Origin of the sequence: Pseudomonas sp. W15Feb34, assembly GCF_023127765.1 — a bacterium.
GTDB lineage: Bacteria > Pseudomonadota > Gammaproteobacteria > Pseudomonadales > Pseudomonadaceae > Aquipseudomonas > Aquipseudomonas synxantha_A.
Genome location: NZ_SPKN01000009.1, coordinates 329743 through 356506, shown reverse-complemented (window position 1 = coordinate 356506; position 26764 = coordinate 329743). Strand labels below are relative to the sequence as shown.

Below are 26764 nucleotides of genomic sequence, written 5' to 3'. Positions count from 1 at the left end.
CAGAGTTACCGCCCATCATAGCGGATCGCATCTATCGCCATCATAGGTGGAGTCCAAACGCCCCAACCCCTAGAATCTCGCCCACGATTCCAGGAGCCAACTTCATGCTGATGGTGATTTCCCCCGCCAAAACCCTCGATTTCGAGTCCAAGCCGGTCACTGCGCGCTTTACCCAACCGCAATACCTGGACCATTCCCAAGAGCTTATAGAACAGCTGCGCGAACTGAGTCCGGCGCAAATCAGCGAGTTGATGCACGTCTCCGACAAGATCGGTGGCCTCAACGCCGCCCGCTTCGGCAGTTGGACGCCCGCCTTCACCCCGGCCAATGCCAAGCAGGCGCTGCTGGCTTTCAAGGGCGATGTGTACACCGGTCTCAACGCAGAGACCTTCAGCGATGCCGATTTCAGCTATGCCCAGGACCACCTGCGTATGCTCTCAGGCCTGTACGGCCTGCTGCGCCCGCTGGACCTGATGATGCCGTATCGCCTGGAGATGGGCACCAAGCTGGCCAACGCCCGGGGCAAGGACCTTTACGCGTTCTGGGGCACCCGCATCAGCGAATGGTTGAATGAGGCCCTGGCCGCACAAGGCGACGATGTGCTGCTCAACCTGGCGTCCAATGAGTACTTCTCGGCGGTCAAGCGCACGGCCCTGAACGCGCGGATCATCAACACCGAGTTCAAGGACCTGAAGAACGGCCAGTACAAGATCATCAGCTTCTACGCGAAAAAGGCCCGGGGCATGATGAGCCGCTTTGTGATTGAAGAACGCATCAACGATCCGGCCAAGCTCAAGCAGTTCGATGTGCAGGGCTATCGCTTCAATGCGGAGCAGTCCAAGCCGGATAACCTGGTGTTTTTGCGCGATCACGCACCGGAGTAAGGCCTGTACAGCCACCAAAATCAAATGTGGGAGCTGGCTTGCCTGCGATAGCGTAGGGTCAGCCGGCTCATATGTTTCTGATAGACAGCTATCGCAGGCAAGCCAGCTCCCACATTTTTTGCCTGCATTTCACCTCAATAATCGTCATTTATTTGGCGCCATAAAAACATCCAGACATAACCCTAACGATTTATTCACTCGACACTCGTCGGTTTTTTTCGTAGTGGCACCACTTTTTTTAATCAGTAGTGGCACAAAACTATCTACGCGTACCAACTCCCCATAACTACTGGCCTAAATAGCAAGTGCTATCACTATAGTGCCAGTGCCATCTTTTCTAATATTTCAAGAAATTTCCGGAAACAGGATGAGCGGCCAGGAACTTCGTCCTGATGCACCGCTCATACCACCGGTAACGAAATTCTCTGCTTACGTAAGAGATGACTTACATAACGACCAACGGAAGTAGCCAAGTTGTCATAAAACACTTTGGTTCTATGGTCATAACATCAACTGATCGAGTTAAGGGTGGCGATAAGTACGCATTGCTATCCCCCGCAGGCCAAGGCAGCGCTGACCTAAATGAGCCCGTGCACACACACAAGGCATTGATAAAAAAGGCATTTTGCCTTCATCAAAACCTTGCCGCACCGGCGCCGGAGCCTTCCTCCAAGGAAGCACGGCTGCATTTCAGGGCAAGCCCCAATAATAAGGCCTCGTTGCGCACAACTTGAGTGCAATAGTTAGTCACTCGTTATTCAACATGCCTGCACGCGGTAAGTCGGCGTCTATTCGCCTAACTTTCGCGGCATCAGTGACGCTTGCAAACATGAACTCCGGCCATTTAATGGCATGAATTAAACAAAGAGGTAATTGCGATGCGCATCAGCATATTTGGTTTGGGTTACGTTGGCGCCGTGTGTGCCGGTTGCCTGTCTGCCCGTGGCCACGAAGTGGTCGGCGTAGACATCTCCAAGGAAAAGATCGACCTGATCAATGCGGGTAATTCGCCGATTGTTGAGCCGGGTCTGGGCGAGCTGTTGAGCCAGGGTATCCAGACCGGCCGACTGCGTGGCACTACCAACTTCGCCGAGGCGATTCGCGATACCGACCTGTCGATGATTTGCGTCGGCACGCCCAGCAAGAAGAACGGCGACCTGGAACTGAACTACATCGAGTCGGTATGCCGCGAGATCGGTTTTGTCCTGCGTGACAAGACCACCCGCCACACCATCGTGGTGCGCAGCACCGTCCTCCCGGGCACTGTCGCCAACGTAGTGATTCCAATCCTCGAAGACTGCTCCGGCAAGAAAGCCGGCGTCGACTTCGGCGTTGCGGTCAACCCGGAATTCCTGCGTGAGTCCACCGCCATTGCCGACTACGACCTGCCACCGATGACCGTCATCGGCGAGTTCGATAAAGCTTCCGGCGATGTCCTGCAATCGCTGTACGAAGAACTCGACGCGCCGATCATCCGCAAGGACATCGCCGTCGCCGAAATGATCAAGTACACCTGCAACGTGTGGCACGCCACCAAGGTCACCTTCGCCAACGAGATCGGCAACATCGCCAAGGCCGTCGGCGTCGATGGTCGTGAAGTGATGGAAGTGGTCTGCCAGGACAAGACCCTCAACCTGTCCCAGTACTATATGCGCCCAGGCTTCGCTTTCGGCGGTTCGTGCCTGCCAAAAGACGTGCGTGCCCTGACCTACCGCGCCGGTTCCCTGGACGTGGAAGCACCACTGCTCAACTCGCTGATGCGCAGCAACGAGTCCCAGGTACAGAACGCCTTCGACATCGTTTCCAGCCACGACAAGCGCAAAGTCGCCCTGCTGGGCCTGAGCTTCAAGGCCGGTACCGATGACCTGCGTGAAAGCCCATTGGTAGAACTGGCGGAAATGCTGATCGGCAAGGGCTACGACCTGAGCATCTACGACAGCAACGTCGAGTACGCCCGTGTGCACGGCGCGAACAAGGACTACATCGAAGGCAAGATCCCGCACGTATCGTCCCTGCTCAACTCGGATTTCGATGATGTGATCAACAACTCCGACGTGATCATCCTCGGTAACCGTGACGAGAAGTTCCGTGCCCTGGCGCATAACGCTCCGGAAGGCAAGCAAGTGGTCGACCTGGTGGGCTTCATGTCCAAGGCCACCAGCGTGAGTGGCCGTACTGAAGGTATTTGCTGGTAACAGCAACGGCAAGTTTCAGGCTGCCAGTGGCTTACCCCAGCACTTGCAGCCTGAAGCCTCCTCCCCTTCCGGATGACGCTTATGTCCAAGTTAAAACATGTATTTCTGCAATCGGCCGGCTGGCTGTTATTCCTCAGCCTGTTGATGGGGCTCGCCCTGCTGTTGCCGGCGAGTACCTTCGATTCGCAATCGAAGAATTTTATTTTCCTGATTGGCGCCGTGGGTATCTGGCGCTACTCGATGGGTGCGACGCATTTCTTTCGCGGCATGCTGTTTCTCTACGTGGTGTACCCGCACCTGCGCCGCAAAGTGCGCAAGCTGGGCAAGGCCGCCGACCCGTCCCACGTGTTCCTGATGGTCACCAGTTTTCGTATCGATGCGCTGACCACCGCCCAGGTGTACAGCTCGGTGATTCGCGAAGCCATCGAATGCGGCTTCCCGACCACCGTGGTCTGCTCGCTGGTGGAAATGTCCGATGAGCTGCTGGTCAAGAGCCTCTGGGAAAAGCTCAACCCACCGGCTCACGTCAAGCTCGACTTCGTGCGCATCGCCGGTACCGGCAAGCGTGACGGTTTGGCCTTCGGTTTTCGCGCCATCTCGCGCCACCTGCCGGATGACCGCGCCGTGGTAGCCGTAATCGATGGCGACACCGTGCTCGCCGAAGGCGTGGTCCGCAAGACCGTCCCCTGGTTCCAACTGTTCGGCAATGTCGGTGGCCTGACCACCAACGAATTCTGCGAAGTGCGCGGCGGCTACATCATGAGCGAGTGGCACAAGCTGCGCTTCGCCCAGCGCCACATCAACATGTGCTCCATGGCTCTGTCCAAGCGCGTGCTGACCATGACCGGGCGCATGTCGGTGTTCCGCGCCAGCGTAGTGACTGACCCGGGCTTTATCGCCGACGTGGAAAGCGACTCGCTGCAACACTGGCGCCTGGGGCGCTTCAAGTTCCTCACCGGCGATGACAAGTCCAGCTGGTTCAGCCTGATGCGCCTGGGCTACGACACCTTCTACGTACCGGACGCCGCCATCAACACCGTGGAACACCCGCCGGAAAAGAGCTTTATCAAAGCCAGCCGCAAACTGATGTTCCGCTGGTACGGCAACAACCTGCGCCAGAACTCCCGTGCCCTCGGGCTGGGCGTGCGTCGCCTCGGCCTGTTCACCAGCGTGGTGCTGTTCGACCAGCGCGTGTCGATGTGGACCTCCCTGCTCGGCCTGACCGTGGCGATGATCGCCACGTTCAAGTATGGCGGCGCGTTCATCCTCGCGTACCTGCTGTGGATCGGTATCACCCGCCTGATCCTGACCCTGTTGCTGTCGTGCTCGGGCCACAAGATCGGCCCGGCCTACCCGCTGATTCTCTATTACAACCAGATCATGGGCGCGTTGGTGAAGATCTACGTGTTCTTCCGCCTTGATCAACAGTCCTGGACCCGCCAGGACACCAAACTGACCCGCGATTTGGCCAGCTTTCAACGTTGGTTCAACACCTGGTCGTCTCGGACCATGACCTTCTCCGCCGGCAGCATCTTCGTTGCCGTGTTGCTGATGATGGTCTGACCCTGCCAAGCCTGAATTAACTAGGAAATCGAATACTATGAACAGCCAAGTAAACGCCAACGTTGTCCACGAATCCGAAGCCCAGCGCCAGCACGCCCGGGTCAAAATCCCGGCCAAGCTGCGCTTCTTCAACAGCGACCGCACGCCAACTGAAGCACGCGTGATCGACCTGTCCGCCGGTGGCCTGGCCTTTACCGCCACCCAGCCGCTCACCGTCGGCCAAGTGCACAAGGGCCGCCTGCAGTTCGTGATCGACAACCTCGGCCTGGCCATGGACGTGGAGCTGCAAATCCGCTCCTACGACCGCCAGACCGGCCGCACCGGCTGCCAGTTCCAGAACCTCGATGCCCAGGATATTTCCACCCTGCGCCACCTGATCACCTCGCACTTGTCCGGCGACATTGTGACCATGGGCGACGTGCTGGCGACGCTGCAACGCGACAACTTCACCAAGGCGCGCAAGGTCAAGGACGGCGGCAGTGGCATGACCGCGTTCGGTCGCCTGCGTGCGGTGACGTTCAGCCTGGCGATTTTCCTGGTTGGCCTGGCCGCCTTCGGTTTTGTCTTCAAATCGCTGTACGGCATGTACTTCGTCAGCCACGCCCAGGCCGGCCTTGTGAGCGTACCGGGCATGAACGTGACCATGCCGCGTGACGGCACCGTGCAGAGCCTGCTCAAAGGTGACTCGGTAGCGGCCAAGGGCGCGCCACTGGCGACGTTCAGCACCAGTATGCTCGACGTGCTCAAGGGCCACCTGGACGAAGACCAACTGCAACCGGCCAAGGTTGAAGAGCTGTTCGGCAAGCAAATGACCGGCACCCTCACCTCGCCATGCGATTGCGTGGTCGCCCAGCAACTGGTCGCCGACGGCCAGTACGCCAGCAAGGGCGATGTGATCTTCCAACTGGTGCCGCGTGGCAGCCAGGCTAACGTCGAAGCCCGCTTCACCTACCGCCAGTTTGGCGATGTGCGTCCAGGTACGCCGGTGAGCTTCCAGGTCGCCGACGAAGAACAGGTTCGCACCGGCACCATCGTCAGCAGCACCAGCCTGAACAGCGCCGACCTGTCCTCTGACATCCGTGTGCAGATCAAGCCCGACGCACCGCTGGACAGCACCTATGCCGGTCGCCCGGTGGAAGTCACCAGTGACCGTGGCCCATCGCTGAACTGGCTGATCGACAAAGCCATGGCTCACGGTCTGTAAGCGAGGACATGCCTGTGAACCCTATACCAACAACACCGCTGACCTCTGTGGGAGCCGGGCTTGCCCGCGATGCAGGCGACTCGGTGCATCAGTTGCGCCGCAGCGATGCCATCGCAGGCAAGCCAGCTCCCACACAGAGCAGATTTCACTTGGCCTCTGCGTACTGCGCGCTGGCACTGGCCGTGAGCCTGGCCGGTTGCGCCGGCCTGCCCGACCAACGCCTGGCCAATGAAGCGCTCAAGCGCGGCGACACCGTCACCGCGCAGCAGAATTACCAGCAACTGGCAGACCTGGGCTACAGCGAGGCCCAGGTGGGCCTGGCCGATATCCAGGTAGGCACCCGCGATCCGGCGCAAATCAAGCAGGCCGAAGCCACTTACCGTGCAGCGGCAGACACCTCGCCGCGTGCCCAGGCACGCCTGGGTCGCCTGCTGGCGGCCAAGCCTGGCGCCACTGAGGCCGAGCACCATGAAGCCGAAAGCCTGCTGAAAAAAGCCTTCGCCAATGGCGAAGGCAATACCTTGATCCCGCTGGCGATGCTGTACCTGCAATACCCGCACAGCTTCCCCAACGTGAATGCCCAGCAGCAGATCAGCAAATGGCAAGCGGCCGGTTACCCGGAAGCCGGCCTGGCCCAGGTGCTGCTGTATCGCACCCAAGACACTTACGACCAGCACCTGGATGATATCGAGCGCATCTGCAAGGCCGCGTTGAACACCACCGATATCTGCTATGTCGAGCTGGCCACGGTCTACCAGAAAAAAGCCCAGCCGGAACAACAGGCCGAACTGCTCAAGCAAATGGAAGCCGGCTACAGCCGTGGCACAGTCACCGCCCAGCGCGTCGACAGCGTCGCCCGCGTACTCGGTGATGCCAGCCTCGGCACGCCGGACGAAAAAACCGCTCAGGCATTGCTTGAAAAAATCGCCCCCGGCTACCCGGCGTCCTGGGTCAGCCTGGCGCAGCTGCTCTACGACTTCCCCGAACTGGGCGATGTCGAGCAGATGATGAAGTACCTGGACAACGGCCGCGCCGCCGACCAGCCGCGCGCCGAATTGCTGCTGGGCAAGCTCTACTACGAAGGCAAGTGGGTGCCGGCCGACGCCAAGGCCGCCGAGGCGCATTTCGAAAAAGCCGTGGGCCGTGAAGTGGCCGCCGATTACTACCTCGGCCAGATCTACCGCCGTGGCTACCTGGGCAAGGTCTACCCGCAAAAGGCCCTGGACCACTTGCTGACCGCTGCGCGCAACGGCCAGAACAGCGCCGACTTTGCCATTGCCCAACTGTTTTCCCAAGGCAAGGGCACCAAGCCCGACCCATTGAACGCCTATGTCTTCAGCCAGTTGGCCAAGGCCCAGGACACGCCAGAGGCCAATGACCTGGCCACCCAGCTCGAAGCGCCGTTGACCCCTGAGCAACGCGCCGAGGGCCAACGCCTGGTGCAACAGGAACTGGCCGCCCGCGGCACCCTGGCCCAAAGCACGCTGCAACTGCACGCCCTGCAAGAAGAAGACGGCGAGGAATCCCTATGAAGCTCAACCCATTCGTCAAGGCCGGTATCGGCCTGTCCTTCGCCCTGCTGTGGTCGTGCCCGACCCTGGCCGCGCTGACCGAAGCCAAGAACTTCGGCCTGGAAGTCAAAGCCACCGCGCAGTCCGAAGACGACCGCGACCTGGGCACCCAGAAAGGCGGCGACGTCAACGGTATCGGCCTTGACCTGCGCCCCTGGATCTACGGCGAAAGCGGCGCGTGGAGCGCCTATGCCATGGGCCAGGCGGTCGTGTCCAGCGACATCATCGAGACCGACACCCTGCAACAGTCGGCCGATGACACCACCGAACAATCGAGCAACGACGACCGCAAGGCCAAGAAAAACTACCTGGCCCTGCGCGAGTTCTGGGTCGGCTACAGCGGCTTCACGCCCTACCCCGGCGAGATCCTCAAGTTCGGTCGCCAGCGCCTGCGCAATGACGACGGCCAATGGCGCGACACCAACATCGAAGCGCTGAACTGGACCTTCGATACCACCTTGCTCAAGGCCAATGTCGGCGCCGCCGAACGTTTCAGCGAATACCGCACCGACCTCAAGGAACTCTCGCCGGTCGACAAAGACCGCCAGCACTTCTACGCCGACGCCGCCTACCAGTGGACGCCGGGCCAGTGGATCGGCCTGCGCGGCCACCACACTCATGACGACGGCAAGCTCGATTACGCCGAACCGGGTGTGGCCAGTGACCCGTTGGACAAGCGCGAAAACGGCGACCTGACCTGGCTCGGCATCGAAGCCAACAGCGATGCTTATAACTGGCGCAATACCAACACCGTCAACTACTGGGCCAGCATCACCGGTATGCGCGGGGACCGCGACAAGGTCAACGCCTTGAACGCCGACGGCACGCGCCCCACCAGCGCCAAGCGCAGCGATGACCTCAGCGGCTGGGCCACCGACATCGGTGTGCGCCTGCGCCTTGACCCGCAGTGGCAAGTGGGTGCGGCCTATTCCCGTGCCAGCGCCGAATACGAACAGAACGGCCTGCAAAGCAACCGTTCGAACTGGACCGGCACCCAGTCGCGCGTACACCGCTTCGGTGAAGCGTTTCGCGGCGAGATGAACAACATGCAGTCCATGAGCCTGTTCGGTTCCTGGCAGCTGCGCGAGGACTACGACGCCAGCCTGGTGTACCACAAGTTCTGGCGCGTGGACGGCAACAAGCCGGTGGGCAGCAACGGTATCGATGCGGTGCAGAACAACACCGATGACGTCACCGGCGCGATCCTCTCCAGCACCTCCCTGCCGCTGGAAGATGGCAAGAAGGACCTCGGTCAGGAGATGGACCTGGTGGTCACCAAGTACTTCAAGAAAGGCTTGCTGCCCGCCGCGCTGAGCCAGTCGATCGACGAGCCATCGGCCCTGGTGCGCTTGCGTGCCGGCGTGTTCAAGCCGGGCGACGCCTATGGCAGCCAGGTCGACTCCTACATGCACCGCGCGTTTGTCGACGTGGTCTGGAAATTCTGATGGGAGCCTGCGCCATGAATGCTCAAAGCCTACTCGTCGCGGCAATGCTGATGGCCAGCGCCACAGCGTTTGCCGATACGGCGGCCAAGGCGCCGATCATCGCCAAGGAACTGCAACAGGCCAAGACCTACACCATTTCCAGCCCGCCCACCGCGCCGCTGGAAATGGCCAAGCCGGCGCTGCCCGATCTGTCGGGCTACACCGCCGCGGCCATGGAAAAGAAGATCATCAAGACCAAAACGGGCAAGATCAGCATCCGCCGCATGATGCAGGAAGACGCGCTCAAGGACTTTATCGGTGGCGATAACAAGATGGCCGAGTGGGTGGTGCGCCAGCATGGCATTCCTCAGGCAATCTTTGTCGACGACGGCTACATGAACCTCAAGGACCTGCTGGGCAAGGTGCCAAAGCAGTACTTCAGCGAGACTTCGCCAGGAGTGTTCCTGGCCAAGTTGCCGATTGTGGTGGGCCGCAAAGGCATCCTCGATATCGACAAGAACACCCAGGAATTGCGCCTGTCCCAGCAAGCCGGCTCGTTTTTGATCAACGACGGCCAGTTGTTCGTACGTGACACCAAGGTCACCGGCTGGGATGAAAAAACCAACGGCCCTGCCCTGTTCAAGTCGCCCAAGGAATTCCGCCCGTTCCTGCTGGCCTGGGGCGGCACTGAGACCTATATCTCCAAGACCAAGATGGCCAGCTTCGGCTACGCCAATAGTAAGTCCTACGGGGTGAGTATTTCCCAGTACACGCCGAACATGGCCAAGGTGCTCAAGCGTCCTGAGCCGACCGGTTGGATCATCGACTCCGAGTTCTCGGACATGTGGTACGGCTTCTACTGCTACGAGACCACGGGCTTTGTGATCAAGGGCAATACCTACAAAGACAACATCGTCTACGGCATTGACCCCCATGACCGTTCCCACGGCCTGATCATCGCCGACAACACCGTATACGGCACCAAGAAGAAGCACGGCATCATCATTTCCCGGGAAGTGAACGACAGCTTCATCTTCAATAACCGCAGCTACGACAACAAGCTCTCGGGCCTGGTGATCGACCGTAACAGCGTCAACAACCTGATCGCCGACAACGAGATCTACCGCAACCACACCGACGGCATCACCCTCTATGAGAGCGGAGACAACCTGCTGTGGGGCAACAAGGTGATCAGCAACCGTCGCCACGGTATCCGCGTGCGTAACAGCGTGAACATCAAGCTCTACGAAAATACCTCGATGGCCAACGGGCTGACCGGCGTGTACGGCCACATCAAGGACTTGACCGACACCGACCGCGACATCGCCCTCGACCCATTCGATGCCAAGGTCTCGCTGATCGTGGTGGGTGGTGAACTGGCGGGTAACGGCAGCGGGCCGCTGTCCATCGATTCGCCGTTGAGTATCGAGTTGTATCGCGTGTCGATGCTGGCGCCGACCAAATCCAGCGGTATCAGCTTCAACGGCATTCTTGGCGAGCGCCAGGAAGAAATTCTCGACTTGCTGGTGCGCCAGCAGAAAGCCGTGCTGATCGACCCTGTCGAACGCCAGACCGAAATGCAGGACTGAGGATGACCCTTATGCACCCACACATGATCAAACTGTTGAGCCTCTCGGGTCTGACCCTCGGCCTGCTGGCGGCCAGCCAGGGCGTGCGCGCCGATGAAGTGAAAGCACCGACCTTCACTGCCGAGCCGTGCTGCAGCCTGTGCCCGGCCGCCGATGATGCGAAGAACTACACCACGCGTTACCAGCAGAACTTCACCACCCTGGTACAAGCCCAGGGCGACTGGCTGTTCCGTACCCAGGAAGACCTGCGCACCGAATTCGACACCACACCGGCCGGCTACAAACGCATGCAGCAGTTGCACGATGCGTTCAAGGCCAAGGGCGTGGAACTGGTGGTGGTCTACCAGCCGACCCGTGGCCTGGTGAACCGCAACAAGCTCAACCCTGAAGAAAAAGCCAAGTTCGACTTCGACAAGGCGCTGACCAACTACAAGACCATGCTTGGCCGTTTCGCCAAGATGGGCTACGTGGTGCCGGACCTGTCGCCGCTGACCAACGAGCAGTTGCCGGACGAGCTGCCGGCTCACGACTTCTACTTCCGCGGCGACCAGCACTGGACCCCCTACGGCGCCCAGCGCACGGCGAAGATCGTCGCCGCCAAGGTCAAGCAGATGCCGGAGTACGCCGAGATTCCCAAGCGCGAATTCGAGACCAAGCGCTCGGGCCGCATGGGCAAGACCGGCACCCTGCACAACATGGCCGGGCAACTGTGCGGCACCAGCTATGCGATCCAGTACATGGACCAGTTCACCACCGAGCCCAAGGGCGAAGCCGGTGACGGTGACCTGTTCAGTGATTCGGGCAACCCGCAGATCACCCTGGTGGGCACCAGCCACAGCGGCAAGAACTACAACTTCGCCGGTTTCCTCGAAGAAGAAATCGGTGCCGACATCCTCAACGTCGCCTTCCCCGGCGGTGGCCTGGAAGGCTCGATGTTGCAGTACCTGGGCAGCGACGAGTTCCAGAAGACCCCACCGAAGATCCTGATCTGGGAATTCTCGCCGCTGTACCGTCTCGACCAGGAAACCATCTACCGCCAGATGATGGCGCTGCTGGACAACGGTTGCGAAGGCAAGCCTGCACAGATGTCCGCCAGCACCACCCTCAAACCCGGCAAGAACGAACTGATGGTCAACAGCGCGAACAAAGACCTGCGCAACGCCAACCATCAGGTCGATATCCGCTTCGCCGATCCATCGGTAAAAACCTTGCAAGCCACCCTCTGGTACATGAACGGTCGCCACGAGGACATCAAGATCGAGAAACCCGAGACATCCGATACAGACGGGCGTTTCGCCTTTGAACTGCGCACCGATGAAGACTGGGCCTCGCAGAACTTGCTGGCCGTGGAAGTGCAGGGCCCGGAAAAGGGTGCTGCCGCGCAGAAAGTCGAAGCGAAAATTTGCACACGCAACGTATTCCCAAGCGGTGGTCAGCAGACCGCTTCAACTGGGCAATGAGGTTACTTATGCAGAAGCTATTGATTCCATCGTTACTGGGCCTGGCGATCTTCGCCGGGGCAGCCAACGCCGCCGCGCCGCTGCGCCCGCCCCAGGGCTATTTCGCACCGATCGAAGCGTTCAAGACCGGCGACTTCAAGGAAAACTGCGACACCATGCCGACGCCCTACACCGGGCCGTTGCAGTTTCGCAGCAAGTACGAAGGTTCGGACAAGGCGCGCTCCACGCTGAACGTGCAGTCGGAAAAAGCCTTCCGCGATAGCACCGCCGACATCACCAAGCTGGAAAAAGACACCAGCAAACGGGTGATGCAGTTCATGCGCGACGGTCGCCCGCAGCAGCTCGAATGCACCCTGAACTGGCTGGTGTCGTGGGCCAAGGCCGACGCACTGATGTCCAAGGACTTCAACCACACCGGCAAGTCCATGCGCAAATGGGCACTGGGCAGCATGGCCTCGGCCTATGTACGCCTGAAGTTCTCCGAATCTCACCCGCTGGCCAACCATCAGCAGGAGTCGCAACTGATCGAAGCCTGGTTCAACAAGCTGGCCGATCAGGTGGTGAGCGACTGGGACAACCTGCCCCTGGAAAAAACCAACAACCACTCCTACTGGGCCGCCTGGTCGGTGATGGCGACCTCCATCGCCACCAACCGTCGCGACCTGTTCGATTGGGCCGTCAAGGAATACAAGGTCGGTGTGAACCAGGTCGATGACCAGGGCTTCTTGCCGAACGAATTGAAGCGTCAGCAACGCGCCTTGTCGTACCACAACTACGCCCTGCCGCCGCTGTCGATGATCGCCAGTTTTGCCCTGGTCAACGGTGTGGACCTGCGCCAGGAAAACAACAGCGCGCTCAAACGCCTGGGCGACAAGGTGCTGGCCGGGGTGAAAGATCCGGACATCTTCGAGCAGAAGAACGGTAAAGAGCAGGACATGAAGGACTTGAAGCAGGACATGAAATTCGCCTGGCTTGAACCCTTCTGCACCCTCTACACCTGCGCGCCGGATGTGATCGAACGCAAGCACGGGATGCAACCCTTCAAGACGTTCCGCCTGGGTGGCGACCTGACCAAGGTGTACGACCCGGCGCACGAAAAAGGCAACAAAGGCAGCTGATACATAGCTCCCGGTTGGACTCGGTCCAACTGTGGGAGCTGGCTTGCCTGCGATAGGGGTCTGACATTCAACATTGATGTCGACTGATACACCGCCATCGCAGGCAAGCCAGCTCCCACCGTTAACCCGGTTCTTTCAGTGAAATTGCAATACAACCTCCTCCGAAATCGTGGGGGGGTTTGGGGGGGCTCTGGCCCTTGACTGTTGGTTAAACATGGAGAGATCGGGATGGTTTTCTCGTCCAATGTGTTCCTGTTTCTGTTCTTGCCGATCTTTCTCGGCTTGTACTACTTGAGCGGGCAACGCTATCGCAATCTGCTGCTGCTGATTGCCAGCTACGTGTTCTACGCCTGGTGGCGAGTGGACTTCCTGGCGCTGTTCGCCGCCGTCACGCTGTGGAATTACTGGATCGGCCTCAAGGTCGGTGCCGCCGGCGTGCGCACCAAGCCGGCGCAGCGCTGGCTGCTGCTCGGCGTGGCGGTCGACCTGTGCATCCTCGGCTACTTCAAGTACGCCAACTTCGGCGTCGACAGCATCAATGTAATGATGAAGTCAGCGGGCCTGGAGCCGTTCATTCTCACCCACGTGCTGTTGCCGATCGGGATCTCGTTCTACATCTTCGAGTCCATCAGCTACATCATCGACGTGTACCGTGGCGATACCCCGGCGACCCGCAATCTGATCGACTTCGCGGCGTTCGTGGCAATCTTCCCGCACCTGATCGCCGGCCCCGTGCTACGTTTTCGCGACCTGGCCGACCAGTTCAACAACCGCACCCACACCCTCGACAAGTTCTCCGAGGGTTGCACGCGGTTCATGCAGGGTTTCATCAAGAAGGTATTTATTGCCGACACCCTGGCGGTGGTGGCCGACCATTGCTTCGCCCTGCAAAATCCCACCACCGGTGACGCCTGGCTCGGCGCGCTGGCCTACACCGCGCAGCTGTACTTCGATTTCTCCGGCTACAGCGACATGGCCATCGGCCTGGGCTTGATGATGGGTTTCCGCTTCATGGAAAACTTCAAGCAGCCATACATCAGCCAGTCGATCACCGAGTTCTGGCGGCGCTGGCACATCAGCCTCTCTACCTGGCTGCGTGATTACCTGTACATCACCCTGGGCGGCAACCGCAAAGGCACGCTGACCACCTACCGCAATCTGTTCCTGACCATGCTGCTCGGTGGCCTGTGGCACGGCGCCAACATCACCTACATCGTGTGGGGCGCCTGGCACGGCATGTGGCTGGCGATTGAAAAAGCCATCGGCCTCAATACTGCGCCGCGCAGCTTCAACGTGTTGCGCTGGGCCTTCACCTTCCTGCTGGTGGTGATGGGCTGGGTGATCTTCCGCGCCGAAAACCTGCACGTCGCAGGCCGCATGTACGGTGCGATGTTCAGCTTCAGCGAATGGTCGCTGTCGGAACTCAACCGCGCCAACCTTACCGGCCTGCAAGTGGCAACGTTGGTCGTGGCCTACGCAACCCTGGCGTTCTTCGGCCTGCGCGATTTCTACACCAACCGCCCAGCCGACAAGACCAAGCCGGCCGATCCGAGCCTGATCAAGGCGGTACCGGGCGACAACCCAGGCAGCATTCACGAGCCCGGTTTCAGCGTGGGCCGTGACGCCGCTGTGCAACCGGCCTACTGGACCGCTGACTGGCCACGCTACGCCATGCGCGCTGCGGTGCTGCTGCTGTTCGTGGCGTCGATCCTGAAACTGTCGGCGCAGAGTTTCTCGCCGTTCCTTTACTTCCAATTCTGAGGGAGCCGACCATGACCCGTTCATTACGCGTCCTCTATATCGGCCTGTTCCTGGTGCTGCTGCTGGCACTGGGGGCGTGGTCACTGCGCAGCTTCTTTGGCTTCAGCACCAACGCTGATGCCACGGTGCTTAACGGTCGCTGGACCAAAGCCGTCGAGACTCACTATGACGAGGAGTTCCCGATCAAGCGCCTGGGCACCAACCTGTGGGCTGCGCTGGACTACAAGCTGTTCAATGAAGGTCGCCCTGGCGTAGTGCTGGGCCGCGACCACTGGCTGTACAGCGACGAGGAGTTCAATCCCGCCGTCAACGAAGACCAGAACCTTGAAGGCAATTACGCACTGGTCGAAGGCGTGCGCCAGAAACTCAAGGCCCAAGGCATCCAACTGGTGATGGCGATTGTGCCGGCCAAGGTGCGCCTGTACCCGGAACACCTGGGTGAGGTGAAGCCGGCGAGCATCCACGCCAACTTGTACCAGGACTTCCACGCCCGGGTCGCCGCCGACAACATCCCGGCTCCCGACCTGCTCGGCCCGCTGCAACAGGCCAAGCTGGGTGGCAAGCAGGTGTTTCTGCGTACCGACACTCACTGGACTCCGGACGGTGCGGAAATCGCCGCCAAGCAACTGGCCAAGGCGATTGCAGACAAGACCCCGCTGAGTGGCGAGCCGCAGCGTTTTGTCACCGAGGCCGAAAAGATCGAGCCACACAAAGGCGACCTGCGTCTGTTCCTGCCCCTGGACCCGCTGTTCGAAAACCTGATGCCGCCTAAAGAGCCGCTGGAAAAACGCGTCACGCACCTGGCCGAAGAAAAAGGTGATGACGCGCTGTTCAGCGACAGCGAAACCCCGGTGGCCCTGGTCGGCACCAGCTACAGCGCCAACCCCAACTGGAACTTCGTGGGCGCGCTCAAGCAAGCCTTGCACAGCGACGTGGTCAGCTACGCCGAAGACGGCCACGGCCCGATCCTGCCGATGCTCAGCTACCTCAAAAGTGACGATTTCAAGAACAACCCGCCCCAGCTGCTGATCTGGGAATTCCCCGAACGCTATCTGCCCGTGAATAACGAAATCGGTGACGCCGACCCAGCGTGGGTTGCGCAGCTTAAACAAGCCGGTTCGCGCCAACAGAACATGGCAATCAATACATCTAAATCCGAGACGCCCGACCGGGCGCAAAACTGAAAGAGAGGTAACTCACATGACTTTCACTACTACTCCTCGTCGTCTCGCCAAGACCCTGGCTATCGCTGCCGGCTTGAGCTTCGTATCGATGTCCGCCTTCGCCGGTGGTGACGCCGCCCTCTACGGCCCAACCGCGCCGAAGGGCTCCAGCTTCGTGCGCATCTACAACGCCAGCAACCAGGAAGTCAGCGCCACCGTCGGCGCCACCAACCTCAGCGACGTTGCACCGTTGGCCAGCAGCGACTTCAGCTTCATGCCGGGCGGTGACTACAGCGCCAAGGTCGGCAGCCAGACCGTACCGGTCAAACTCGCCGCCGACCACTACTACACCCTGGTCAACAGCGGCAGCGGCCAACCGCAGTTGATCGAAGAACCGCCGTTCAAGAACAAGCAGAAATCCCTGGTACGCGTGCAGAACCTCAGCGACAAGGCCCTGACCCTGAAAACTGCTGACGGCAAGACCGACGTGGTCAAGTCGGTGGCCGCCAAGGGCCGTGGTGAGCGCGAGATCAACCCGGTGAAGGTGAGTCTGGCGTTGTATGACGGCGACAAGAAGGTCGGCGATGTGAAGCCGGTAGCGCTGGAGCGTGGTGAGGCAGCGGTGCTGTATGTCACCGGTTCCGGCTCGAGCCTGTCGCCAGTCTGGGTGAAACGCCCGGTGTCGACCCGCTGATTATTTCCCTGAGTTGACACGTCCCCTTGTGGGAGCTGGCTTGCCTGCGATGGCGGTCTTGTAGGCGCCATCGCGGGCAAGCCAGCTCCCACACTGACCGGTTTTCAACTCAGGACCGAGACAAAAACAAGAGTGAAACGACAAACCTTCGTAGCTCTGACCCAAACTGATTCAAGGAGAAACACCCATGATCCCAGTAATCCTTTCCGGTGGTAGCGGCTCACGTCTTTGGCCGCTTTCGCGTAAACAGTTCCCCAAGCAGTTCCTGGCCTTAACCTCCGAGCACACGCTGTTCCAGCAAACCCTGGAACGCCTGGTGTTCGAAGGCATGGACTCCCCTATCGTGGTCTGCAACAAGGACCACCGCTTCATCGTCAACGAGCAACTGAGCGCACGTAAGCTTGAATGCCAACGCATCCTGATGGAGCCCTTTGGCCGCAACACCGCACCGGCCGTGGCCCTGACCGCGATGATGCTGGTCAACGAAGGCCGTGACGAGCTGATGCTGGTGCTGCCCGCCGACCACGTGATCGACGACCAGAAAGCCCTGCAACGTGCCCTGGCACTGGCCACCGTGGCGGCCGAGCGTGGCGAGATGGTGCTGTTCGGCGTACCGGCAACCCGTCCGGAAACCGGCTATGGCTACATCAAGTCCACCAACGACTCGCTGTTGCCCGAAGGCGTGAGCCGCGTGCAGCAGTTCGTGGAAAAACCCGATGAAAAGCGCGCCATCGAGTTCGTCAAAAGCGGTGGTTACTTCTGGAACAGCGGTATGTTCCTGTTCCGCGCCAGCCGCTTCCTCGAAGAGCTGAAAAAGCACGATCCGGACATCTACGACACCTGCGTACTGACCCTGGAGCGCAGCGAGCAGACCCACGACACCGTGACCTTCGACGACGCCACCTTCGCCTGCTGCCCGGACAATTCCATCGACTACGCCGTGATGGAAAAGACCCAACGCGCCTGCGTGGTGCCATTGGCCGCCGGCTGGAGCGACGTGGGTTGCTGGGCCTCGCTGTGGGCGGTCAATGATAAAGACGCCAACGGCAACGTGAGCAAAGGCGACGTGGTGATCCAGGACAGCCGCAACTGCATGGTGCATGGCAACGGCAAACTGGTATCGGTGATCGGCCTGGACAACATCGTGGTGGTGGAAACCAAGGACGCGATGATGATTGCCCACAAGGACAAGGTCCAGGGCGTCAAGCAGATGGTCAACACGCTCAACGAGCAAGGCCGCAGCGAAACCCAGAACCACTGCGAAGTCTACCGTCCGTGGGGCTCCTACGACTCGGTGGACATGGGCGGCCGCTTCCAGGTCAAGCATATCTCGGTCAAGCCGGGCGCGTGCCTGTCGCTGCAAATGCACCACCACCGCGCCGAACACTGGATCGTGGTCAGCGGCACCGCCGAAGTCACCTGTGACGACAACGTGTTCCTGCTCTGCGAGAACCAGTCCACCTACATCCCGATCGCCTCGGTGCACCGCCTGCGCAACCCGGGCAAGATCCCGTTGGAGATCATCGAAGTGCAATCGGGCAGCTACCTGGGCGAAGACGATATCGAGCGGTTCGAAGATATCTACGGGCGCTCGACACCGGTTGAACGAGGTGTTTCGGTGAAAACTATCGCGCAATAAAACAGTCGTACAAGAAGCCCTCGCCCAGCCCATTGCGTCCCCTATCCGCAGTGGGTTGGGTGGGGGCTTTTTGTTGGGGGCTTTGTAGTAAATAGGCCGAAAGCACAACAGCCATCATGGCCCTTACCCAATACCGGCCGACCCCATGGGCATATATTTAAATCGGCGTTTTCCCATGAGAAATAACGCGATCGACTAATTCACCGTTAGGCCCACCCCGGTACTTCAAAGGAATGGCAAACGGCACATCCACATAGAAAATATGCGGATTATCAGGGCTTTGGATAACATTTAACCCCGACGTATTGACTTCGTAGTAGCGCGACATTTTATCCATCGCATTGCCATATTTACGCTTCCCAAAGATGGTTTCGGAAATCTGTCGGGTAGGCATATTCCCTGGCGCCAAGTCCGTAAAGTAATGCCGGCCTCGCTTTCCGGGCAGAGGTCGACCGCTCAAATCTGAACTTGAAGGTGAAAGGCTCCTATCGGCCATGATTGCGGCATGCGGTTTATCCCCGGTGTAGTGATAAAAAACATTCTTACCTTTTACCGGTGGCTCCATCAGCGCTTTTTCTCCCGGAAAGCTTTCCGGCACCCTCGGTCGCTTATTGGCCGGTTGAGCACTTGTCGCGTTATTCGTGTCGACGTTGCCTGAAGAGCTACCTTGGTCCAACGGACGCTTGCTCGGCCGGGATGTCCCCAGAACATTGGGAGCCCCGCCCGGCAATCGGTTCAAACGCCACTCACCGTTACCGGCGGCCCCCAAAAATGCTTGAACTCTATAGAGTTTTGGCATCGTCAATGACGCCTGAGGATCGACGATGGCGACCCGTCCGTCACGTGCGTGGAAGGCCGAATCAATTTGATACACCTTGTTGACCCCGGTACTGTCGGTATAGCGCACGTAAAAATTATCGCCCACATTATAGGTACCGTCCGGCCTCAAAATGCGGCCTTTGATGACATCTTCCGACACGGAGAAGGCGCTCAGATCAAGGTTTGGACTCGTGCCGGCCGTTGGTGCTCTGGCGATGACTGGAGGGGTTGGCGGCACCACCGGGCTTTTGAACACCGGCCGCAACGGCACGGCATTCACATTGGGAATACCAGAGGCGGCCATCGTGAAATCCGAGTAGACCGCACGCATCGCGCCCGGACTTTTGAGCAGCCGCGGCAAGATTCGAGCATTGGCGCGCAAGGCCGTCACGCCAGCCTTTCCTAAGCGAACCCCCATGGAGATGCCTTTTCCGAGCACTGGCAACAAGTCGAGGAAGATGGAGGCCACCTCAATGCCGAACTGAACCTTGTTGATTCTCGATTGATACGCAACCTCTGCGCTGCTGACGCTTTGGTGGTCCGCGTGATCGATGAGCAACTTCACTTTCTGCTTGTACAGCTCATCCTGAAAATTGCCATCGAAGGGTTTGAGTGTCACCGGAGCGCTCGTCAATTTGAGTGCAGTGACGAGCGCATCCAGCGTGCGCAATGGGCTCTTCGTCGGATCGAATGCGCGCTCCTTGATCGCCTCGCCAGCTTTAACCACGTCGTTTTTATCGACCGGCGACGCTCTGCTCCCGGTGTAGAGCCTCCACTCCTTTTTCTCCATCAAGGCGTTCAGGGCATTCACATCCGCCAATTCGCGAAAACACACGCCGTCGGGCGCATTCGGCGTGCACAGTACAAGCGAGGCGTCTGTGTCATTGCCAATCACCATCGCGCCCTGAACCGGCAACCCACGCTGAATAAGGGCACTGGTGACAATTTTTTTCCCATCCACCAGAGGCCGGTCAGCCGGGTCCGGGTAGTCAAGAACCGCCGCGACCCACTGCGCCCCTCGTTTGGTACTGGTGTCTTGGGTAGCGTCTATGTTGTAGGTATTGGGGTTGAGTGCTGCGAGAAAAGCCTCTTTATCCAGCATGTCGCTCAGGTGGGTTTTCCACGCTTTGCGGACGTCGCCGGCAGCACCCGACTCGGCATCCGTGGCCAACTCCTTTTTAAGCAGCTCGGTATAGGCGCCTCCCACATCGGCAGTGTTGACCAACGCTTTGAGCTGCTCGGTATCCAGGACGACCTGCTTGCCATCGTCGCCCAGCAGAGGGTTGCCGTGAGTATCGGTCAGCGGCAGTTCGAAGGTGGACCGGCTGAAGTGGCCGTGCTGGACGGCTGGAAACTCACTGGGGTTTTTCAGCGCCAGATCAGTCAGCGATACGCGGTGGTGCTTGACGGTGAGCGTATGACTGCTGCTTTGCCCGCCAGTGTGAGGATTGGACCTGGTTTTCACCCGCACCATCAGCTTGTCCGCATCGACCTGCGCAGCGGGGAACTGCCGTTTGATCGCTTCGTTCATCCGGTCGCGGGAAAAGCTACCCAGAGAAGGAAGGGTTGCCAGCGATGACGCCAGCGCATTTGCACTACGGGCCTCGGAGTGTTCCAGGTAATCAAACAACGCTTCCTGGGCCGGGCTCAGGTTTTTCAGCCACTCGGGGGCCAGCTTGTCAGCCAGTTGTTCATCCCGCGCCGCCATGGCGTTTTCGCCACTGAGCAGGTACGACCAGTCAGCGGCATCATCCATGCGCTTGAGTGCTCCCGGCTCTGTCGATACCCGGGCGAGATTCGCAACGACTTCCTCCTGCTGACGCTTGAGCATCCAGGGAATGCCCTCGGCCAGCACATCCCCCGTCAAGGGTTCGGCGCTCAACATCACATCGTCGCCAGAAGGCGGTTCCGACTTGTTTTGTATCGACAACGGGAGCGTTTGCAACAGTAGGTCCGCGTCGGCGCCCCCCTCATCAAGGCGCGCTGCAATCGCCTGGCGCGCCTGGGCTGGCGTCGCAAACTGCTCGAAGCCCTCACCCGGGGTGTACAGCACGACCGGCCCATTCGTCTCATCGAGTGCCAAGGTCCGGCCTTTGGTCCAGACGGGGGGCGTGGCCCCGGAACCGTCGGTGCTGGTGATTAGGAAGCAGCCCGCCATCAAGGCTCCCCGCTCGCTACCGTCATCAACGGTAAGCGGGTAGACACCAGGGCGTGTGCCATTGGGGAAGGCAGCTTCCCGTTCAGCCAGCGTAGGGTATTGCAATGCTGCGTCGATCAACCGCTTGCTCGCCGCGCTCAGTGTTCCATCGCTCACGCGCAATGCCGCCAGCGTCGACAGTTGTTGCTTGTGCAAGGTCAACAACTGGTCTTGAGGGGCCTGCAGAACCTGAGGGTCTTTCAACGTCGGGCGGGGGGTTGTCCAGAAGGTTTGAAGGGCCATCGGAAACTGCGTGACCATGCGCTGGGCAATCGTATCCAGTGTCAACTGTGGCGTGACGAGGGTGCCCGGGCTAGTGTCCGTGTCCGGGGTAAAAATGCCGGACTGTTCAACATCGTCAACGACGGGCTGCTGGCCAGGATTGGCCAGCAAGTTCGCCACCTTCCTGTTCAAGGCCTCCAGCACCGGCTCGGACGACAGTGTTTTCATAGAGCCATCGTCCTGCTCGACCCAGCGCTTGAAGACCAGGTCTTGTGGCTTCAGGGTCGACATGTACGGAAACATTTGGTCCACTTGCTGGCGCAGGAAGTCCTGGAAGCTCGGTTGCTCACCGTGCAAACGCTGCATGTCGCGGGACTGAAGGGCGTGTTGGGTGACAAACGCCTCCTGATTGGTAACCTTGAATTGCTGCATGAGCCGTGGGTATTCCACCCCGACCGGGGGTATGCCGGCCGAGGTGGGAAGAGGAATACCGTCCGGCGCGTAGGTCAATACCGGTGGCAGGTGAACAGGGGGTTGCGCAGATGTTTCAACGGCAATATCGGTTTGGGTGGCCAATGCGTTTGGGGCAACAACGCTTTGTGAGGGGGAAAGGTGGGTCGAGTTTTCGGTCGCTGCAAACATGAAATAAACCTTACATAGAAGAGTTGAACGTCGCCGCTACCTCCCTGTAGGTCGTCAGATAAGTGGACGTTCAATGCGCTCCGGTTCCTGTCCCGAATGTAAGCTCAAGTAGCAGAACGCTGTGAGCTCTGCTGAAAATGCAAGACCAAGTACCAGGGCACTGTACGGTCCTATTGATTGAAGTGAAAAACACCTGCCTGGCGTACAGCCCCCTCCCACATTTGAATGTGTTCACAAATCAAAGGTGGGAGGGGGCTTGCTCCCGATGAGGCCCGCACGGCCACCACAGCACTCAAGTTAACCAATCCCACCTACGCTTAAGTTAGGATGCTCGTTCCCCATTCGAGGTGGTCTCCATGTTCTTCGGCGTTCTCCTGATCATCACCTGGCTGATCCTGCTGCTGCGCTACCCGGCGAAGGCGCTGCCGGTTTCGCTGGCGGCTGCCGTCGGCCTGGGTTTCGTCGCCGTCTGGGTGGTGTGGCTGGACAACCGCGAAGCCGCGCAACTGGCACGCCTTGAGTTGCGCATCAGCTATGCCCCGCAGGACTGCCCGGCCGACCGCCCACTGAAATTGACCCTGAACAACGGCAACGACGTGCCGTTGACCGAACTGCGCTGGCGCGTGGCCGACTACGCGCCGGGCGACACGGTCAACCTGGCCGACAATGTCTACGCCGCCCCACGCTATCGCGGCCCCGGCGAGTTGCAGGCCGGGGCCACCTGGGATGATTGCCTGCCCACACCGCCACTGCGCCCCGGCTATCGCCCGCAAACCCTGGAATTTCGCGCCGAGCACCTGCAAGGCAGTTTCTCGGACTGACAAAGGAATGATGCATGCCCAACGTACTGATCACCGGTTGCTCCAGCGGCATCGGTCGCGCCCTCGCCGACGCGTTCAAAGCCGCAGGCTTCAACGTGTGGGCCAGCGCCCGCCAGCCAGATGACGTCGCCGCCCTCGCTACCGCTGGCTTCAATGCCGTGCAGTTGGACGTCAATGACAGCGCCGCCTTGCAACGCTTGGCCGAACAAATGGGCGAACTGAATGTGCTGGTCAACAACGCGGGCTACGGCGCCATGGGCCCGTTGCTCGATGGCGGCACCGAGGCGATGCGACGCCAATTCGAAACCAATGTGTTTTCCATCGTTGGCGTCACCCAGGCACTGTTTCCCGCGTTGCGCCGCAGCAAAGGACTGGTGGTGAATATCGGCAGCGTTTCCGGGGTATTGGTGACGCCGTTCGCCGGCGCCTACTGCGCATCCAAAGCCGCTGTCCATGCCTTGAGCGATGCCCTGCGCATGGAACTGGCACCGTTTGGCGTGCGGGTGATGGAAGTGCAGCCCGGTGCGATCAATACCCATTTTGCGAAGAATGCCGGGGCCCAGGCCGAATTATTGATCAACGAAACATCGCCCTGGTGGCCGTTGCGCGAAGGCATTCGGGCGCGCAGCCAGGCCTCCCAGGACAAACCCACCCCAGCCGGTGAGTTTGCGGCGGATGTGCTCAAGGCCGTGCAGCAAGCGCAGCCACCGCGCCTGCTGCGCTCGGGCAACGGCAGCCGCGCACTGCCGTTGATGGCGGCGCTGTTGCCCAAGGGGTTGCTGGAGAAGGTGTTGAAGAAGCGCTTTGGCTTGAGTGGTGTGTTGTAAGCAAGCGTGAAGCCTACCTGTCAAAACCCGGGATGAGTGCCATAATCGCTGGCTGCCTCTAGAAACTGACTGGCCCCACAAGGGTAATGCGATGGAAATCAGAAAAATTCGACTGAATAACGTCGGTCGTTTTACCGACTTGGAAGTCGCCTTTGCGCCTACCGAAAAACATGCGTCGAAAGTGACGGTGTTTGTGGGGAACAATGGGGCGGGAAAAACAACAATTCTCAGGTCACTGGCCACCTCCCTTAGCTGGTTGGTTGCAAGAATTCGATCAGAAAGCGGCAGCGGTAGCCCGATAGAAGAAAGCGCCTTACATAACGGTTCAAACGTTGCGTCAATCTCTATTGAGGCTGAAGAGCTATTTGTCGACTTCCATTGGTTACTGGCAAAGTCCAGGCGGGGGCGGAAAACAAAGGTCGCTAGCGAGCTCGCCGATACGTCGGCCTTGGCTAATGTTTATAGGGACAATTTAACGCATGACGAAAACGCGTCTGTTCCCCTCATTGCTTACTATCCAGTCGAACGTTCAGTACTTGAAATTCCCCTGAAAATAAAAACCCGGCACAGCTTTAGCCAACTGGACGGCTACGACAACTCGTTAAACCGGGGTGTCGACTTTCGCCGCTTTTTCGAATGGTTCCGGGAGCGAGAGGATAGCGAAAACGAAACCGGCATTTCGGCCGGCGCATTAGCAGAAGTGCAAAAAATTATTGGCACACCAGAAAGTCAACTATGGAAATTCCTGGAACAAGCACACGCCTCATCTCGCGATCGACAGTTAACAGCCGTCCGTTCCGCCGTAGGAGCGTTCATGCCAGGTTTCACTAACCTGCGTGTTCAGCGTCGACCACATTTGCACATGGCAATCGATAAATGCGGCCAAACGCTGGATGTCTCACAATTATCACAAGGCGAAAAGTCCATGATGGCCTTGGTTGGCGATATAGCTCGTCGTCTTGCCATGATGAATCCCTCCCTGAAAAATCCGCTACATGGCTACGGCGTCGTACTCGTCGACGAAGTAGATCTACACCTGCACCCCAAGTGGCAACGCCGCCTGATCCACCAACTCACTGAAACCTTCCCCAACTGCCAATTCATCCTGACGACCCATTCCCCCTTGGTGATCAGCGATACCAAGGACGTCCTGTGCTACGTCCTCGACGATGGCGAACTTGAGGAGCGCACCGGTCTATACGGTCTTGATGCCAATCAGGTACTGCTCAGCGTCATGGACACAGATATACGCAACAGTGAAGTTCAGTCTCGACTGGATCGCTTGCTGGAGTTACTACAAGACAAAAAGCTGAAAGACGCCAAGGCACTGTTCCAAGAGTTGTCCACTGACCTGCCTCCTGGCCATATCGAACTGACCAAAGCCGCCCTTCTGATTCGCAAGCTGGAGTTGCGCAGTGCGTAAGATCACCAAAGGAAATGAACCGGCAGAATTGACGAAATGGATACGCGACAATCCGAAAGGTCGCTACTCCGATCTAACCCACGAAGAAAGAAACCGTATTCGCCAGGCTTGTATCGAAGAGCAGCATGGTTTGTGCGCGTATTGTTGCCATGCAATTACCCAAGAGACCGCCCATAACGAACACGTTGCGGCCCGAGAGACCCACCCCCATCGGACGCTTGATTATTCAAATATCGTCGCCAGTTGCAACCGCAGCAAACAGTGCGGCAAAGCTCATGCACATCAGGCATTGCCACTGACATCCTTGATGGACGAATGCGAAACCGAACTGAAATTTTATCTATCAGGCCGTGTGGAGGGTTTGAGCCCCAGGGCAATCACGTCAATCCAAGTGCTGAACCTTGGCGACCGCCGTGAAAACAATCGCACGCTGTTCAGCGCCAGAAAATCCATTCTTGATACGTTGCTCTTCGACTATGGAATGGAAGGCAATGAACTTGGAGCCGAAGACGCAGAGCTTATGAAGATGCTACTGGAAGACTTAAGGCTGCCCGATGCGCAAAATCGACTGAAGCCTTTTGCCCCCGTCCTCGTAAATGTCATCCGTCAACTAACCAACTGATACTACCCCTTCATAAAATCAATAAACGCCCGCACCTTAAGCGGTAAATGCCGGGTATCCGGATACATCGCGTAGACCCCTTGGGGCGCGAAGCGATGGTCCGCCAACACACGCACCAGCCGTCCCGCCTCCAAATCCTCCTGCACAAGCCACTGTGGCAAGATCGCCACACCGTGGCCACGCACCGCAAACGCCTGGAGCACCGCCGCACTGTCGGCCACCAAGGCGGCCGGACCTGCGCGGTATTGATGCCCATCGCCGGCAGGGTCGGTCACGCTCAACTCCGTCAAACGGCCATGGCCCAGCCTGGGCACCTGCTCCAACTCCTCCAGGGTCTGAACGCCCGCAAACGCTGGCGCCGCGACGGCGAACACTTCAAACGTCGACAACTGCACCGCCCGATGATTGGAGTCCAGCAAGCGCCCCAGGCGAATAGCCACGTCAAAACGCTCGGAGATCAAATCGGCGTGGGTGGAGGATGTGGATAAGTGGATATTCAGGTCCGGGTGCAGGCGGCGAAACGCTTCCACTGCCGGGGCGACCACGGCCAGGGCATACTCGACGGTGGTGGTGATGCGCAGCGTGCCTTTGAGCTGCGCATGTTCGGAACGGGCCTCTTCCACCGCCAGGCGCGCCTCTTCGAGCATTCGTGTGCAGCGCAGGTAGAAACGTTCGCCGGCATCGGTGAGCGCCAGCTGGCGAGTGTTGCGGGTCAGCAGGGTGACGCCCAGCTCCGCCTCCAGGCGCTTGAGGTTGAAGCTGACCACGGCGCGGGTCTGGCCGAGCAGATCCGCGGCGGCCGTGAGCGAGCCGGCCTCGACCACGGCCTTGAAGGTGTCGAATCGATCCAGGCTGACCATGGCCACGCCCTCCGTTTGTCAAAATATTTTTGACAAACTAACAGGCAAACCGACGTATCCCAAACC

The 26764-nt window shown here is 59.3% G+C and carries 19 protein-coding genes; 17 read left to right on the top strand and 2 right to left on the bottom strand.

Features of this window, described 5'->3' with window-relative positions:
• Positions 1-104: 104 nt before the first annotated feature.
• From yaaA to E4O97_RS05585, 13 genes are all read left to right on the top strand, one after another.
• On the top strand, positions 105-884 hold the full coding sequence (yaaA, locus tag E4O97_RS05645) for a peroxide stress protein YaaA (RefSeq protein WP_005785021.1): 780 nt from the start codon (positions 105-107) through the stop codon (positions 882-884).
• Between the two features lie 878 nt (positions 885-1762).
• Positions 1763-3079 (top strand): nucleotide sugar dehydrogenase, encoded by a 1317-nt coding sequence (locus E4O97_RS05640; protein ID WP_248160938.1) that lies wholly within the window; start codon positions 1763-1765, stop codon positions 3077-3079.
• 81 nt (positions 3080-3160) lie between these two features.
• Positions 3161-4642, top strand: a complete 1482-nt coding sequence (gene alg8 / locus E4O97_RS05635) for a mannuronan synthase (protein WP_167346924.1) — start codon at positions 3161-3163, stop codon at positions 4640-4642.
• Between the two features lie 37 nt (positions 4643-4679).
• Positions 4680-5846, top strand: a complete 1167-nt coding sequence (locus E4O97_RS05630) for an alginate biosynthesis protein Alg44 (RefSeq protein ID WP_005785015.1) — start codon at positions 4680-4682, stop codon at positions 5844-5846.
• Between the two features lie 110 nt (positions 5847-5956).
• The gene (gene algK, locus E4O97_RS05625; protein ID WP_216092225.1) at positions 5957-7378 is read left to right on the top strand and encodes an alginate biosynthesis TPR repeat lipoprotein AlgK; all 1422 of its coding nucleotides are present in this window, start codon (positions 5957-5959) and stop codon (positions 7376-7378) included.
• Positions 7375-8862: an alginate export family protein gene (locus E4O97_RS05620; RefSeq protein WP_032877688.1), complete on the top strand. Its 1488-nt coding sequence runs from the start codon at positions 7375-7377 to the stop codon at positions 8860-8862. The genes algK and E4O97_RS05620 overlap by 4 nt, the downstream gene beginning before the upstream one ends.
• On the top strand, positions 8862-10430 hold the full coding sequence (gene algG / locus E4O97_RS05615; protein ID WP_216090770.1) for a mannuronan 5-epimerase AlgG: 1569 nt from the start codon (positions 8862-8864) through the stop codon (positions 10428-10430). Before E4O97_RS05620 ends, algG begins: the two co-directional genes overlap by 1 nt.
• 11 nt (positions 10431-10441) lie before the next feature.
• Positions 10442-11890, top strand: a complete 1449-nt coding sequence (locus E4O97_RS05610) for an alginate O-acetyltransferase (RefSeq protein WP_248160937.1) — start codon at positions 10442-10444, stop codon at positions 11888-11890.
• An 8-nt stretch (positions 11891-11898) separates the two neighbouring features.
• A complete protein-coding gene (locus E4O97_RS05605) occupies positions 11899-13008 on the top strand; it encodes a mannuronate-specific alginate lyase (RefSeq protein WP_103733353.1) in 1110 nt (369 codons plus the stop codon).
• Between the two features lie 228 nt (positions 13009-13236).
• The gene (locus tag E4O97_RS05600) at positions 13237-14769 is read left to right on the top strand and encodes an MBOAT family protein (RefSeq protein ID WP_032877692.1); all 1533 of its coding nucleotides are present in this window, start codon (positions 13237-13239) and stop codon (positions 14767-14769) included.
• Between the two features lie 11 nt (positions 14770-14780).
• Positions 14781-15953, top strand: a complete 1173-nt coding sequence (locus E4O97_RS05595) for an alginate O-acetyltransferase (protein ID WP_032877694.1) — start codon at positions 14781-14783, stop codon at positions 15951-15953.
• Between the two features lie 16 nt (positions 15954-15969).
• Positions 15970-16626: an alginate O-acetyltransferase AlgF gene (locus tag E4O97_RS05590; RefSeq protein ID WP_016978194.1), complete on the top strand. Its 657-nt coding sequence runs from the start codon at positions 15970-15972 to the stop codon at positions 16624-16626.
• A gap of 187 nt (positions 16627-16813) precedes the next feature.
• Entirely contained in the window at positions 16814-18265 is a 1452-nt protein-coding gene (locus E4O97_RS05585) for a mannose-1-phosphate guanylyltransferase/mannose-6-phosphate isomerase (RefSeq protein WP_216090768.1), read from the top strand.
• Between the two features lie 157 nt (positions 18266-18422).
• On the opposite strand, the gene E4O97_RS05580 is transcribed toward E4O97_RS05585, so the two are convergent.
• A complete protein-coding gene (locus E4O97_RS05580; protein WP_248160936.1) occupies positions 18423-22145 on the bottom strand; it encodes a DUF6543 domain-containing protein in 3723 nt (1240 codons plus the stop codon).
• 356 nt (positions 22146-22501) lie between these two features.
• On the opposite strand from E4O97_RS05580, the gene E4O97_RS05575 reads away from it, so the two are divergent.
• The 4 genes from E4O97_RS05575 (at position 22502) to E4O97_RS05560 (ending at position 25838) form a co-directional block, all read left to right on the top strand.
• Positions 22502-22966 carry a multidrug transporter gene (locus E4O97_RS05575; RefSeq protein ID WP_248160935.1) on the top strand — a complete coding sequence of 155 codons (465 nt, stop codon included), beginning with the start codon at positions 22502-22504 and terminating at the stop codon, positions 22964-22966.
• 14 nt (positions 22967-22980) lie between these two features.
• Complete coding sequence (locus E4O97_RS05570) at positions 22981-23793, top strand: SDR family oxidoreductase (protein WP_248160934.1); 813 nt, start codon at positions 22981-22983, stop codon at positions 23791-23793.
• A gap of 91 nt (positions 23794-23884) precedes the next feature.
• A complete protein-coding gene (locus tag E4O97_RS05565) occupies positions 23885-25216 on the top strand; it encodes an AAA family ATPase (RefSeq protein ID WP_248160933.1) in 1332 nt (443 codons plus the stop codon).
• Positions 25209-25838 (top strand): retron system putative HNH endonuclease, encoded by a 630-nt coding sequence (locus E4O97_RS05560; protein ID WP_248160932.1) that lies wholly within the window; start codon positions 25209-25211, stop codon positions 25836-25838. The genes E4O97_RS05565 and E4O97_RS05560 overlap by 8 nt, the downstream gene beginning before the upstream one ends.
• Positions 25839-25840: 2 nt before the next feature.
• Here E4O97_RS05560 and E4O97_RS05555 read toward each other — a convergent pair whose 3' ends face one another.
• On the bottom strand, positions 25841-26698 hold the full coding sequence (locus tag E4O97_RS05555; protein WP_078820325.1) for a LysR family transcriptional regulator: 858 nt from the start codon (positions 26696-26698) through the stop codon (positions 25841-25843).
• Between the last annotated feature and the right edge of the window lie 66 nt (positions 26699-26764).

Excerpts from the sequence above, each read along its gene's own strand:
- E4O97_RS05595 (WP_032877694.1), top strand. The coding sequence starts at position 14,781 with ATGACCCGTTCATTACGCGTCCTCTATATCGGCCTGTTCCTGGTGCTG.
- E4O97_RS05590 (WP_016978194.1), top strand. The coding sequence starts at position 15,970 with ATGACTTTCACTACTACTCCTCGTCGTCTCGCCAAGACCCTGGCTATC.
- E4O97_RS05575 (WP_248160935.1), top strand. The coding sequence starts at position 22,502 with ATGTTCTTCGGCGTTCTCCTGATCATCACCTGGCTGATCCTGCTGCTG.
- yaaA (WP_005785021.1), top strand. The coding sequence starts at position 105 with ATGCTGATGGTGATTTCCCCCGCCAAAACCCTCGATTTCGAGTCCAAG.
- algG (WP_216090770.1), top strand. The coding sequence starts at position 8,862 with ATGGGAGCCTGCGCCATGAATGCTCAAAGCCTACTCGTCGCGGCAATG.
- E4O97_RS05620 (WP_032877688.1), top strand. The coding sequence starts at position 7,375 with ATGAAGCTCAACCCATTCGTCAAGGCCGGTATCGGCCTGTCCTTCGCC.
- E4O97_RS05600 (WP_032877692.1), top strand. The coding sequence starts at position 13,237 with ATGGTTTTCTCGTCCAATGTGTTCCTGTTTCTGTTCTTGCCGATCTTT.
- E4O97_RS05580 (WP_248160936.1), bottom strand. The coding sequence starts at position 22,145 with ATGTTTGCAGCGACCGAAAACTCGACCCACCTTTCCCCCTCACAAAGC.
- E4O97_RS05630 (WP_005785015.1), top strand. The coding sequence starts at position 4,680 with ATGAACAGCCAAGTAAACGCCAACGTTGTCCACGAATCCGAAGCCCAG.
- E4O97_RS05610 (WP_248160937.1), top strand. The coding sequence starts at position 10,442 with ATGCACCCACACATGATCAAACTGTTGAGCCTCTCGGGTCTGACCCTC.
- E4O97_RS05565 (WP_248160933.1), top strand. The coding sequence starts at position 23,885 with ATGGAAATCAGAAAAATTCGACTGAATAACGTCGGTCGTTTTACCGAC.
- E4O97_RS05605 (WP_103733353.1), top strand. The coding sequence starts at position 11,899 with ATGCAGAAGCTATTGATTCCATCGTTACTGGGCCTGGCGATCTTCGCC.
- alg8 (WP_167346924.1), top strand. The coding sequence starts at position 3,161 with ATGTCCAAGTTAAAACATGTATTTCTGCAATCGGCCGGCTGGCTGTTA.
- E4O97_RS05570 (WP_248160934.1), top strand. The coding sequence starts at position 22,981 with ATGCCCAACGTACTGATCACCGGTTGCTCCAGCGGCATCGGTCGCGCC.
- E4O97_RS05640 (WP_248160938.1), top strand. The coding sequence starts at position 1,763 with ATGCGCATCAGCATATTTGGTTTGGGTTACGTTGGCGCCGTGTGTGCC.
- E4O97_RS05585 (WP_216090768.1), top strand. The coding sequence starts at position 16,814 with ATGATCCCAGTAATCCTTTCCGGTGGTAGCGGCTCACGTCTTTGGCCG.
- E4O97_RS05555 (WP_078820325.1), bottom strand. The coding sequence starts at position 26,698 with ATGGTCAGCCTGGATCGATTCGACACCTTCAAGGCCGTGGTCGAGGCC.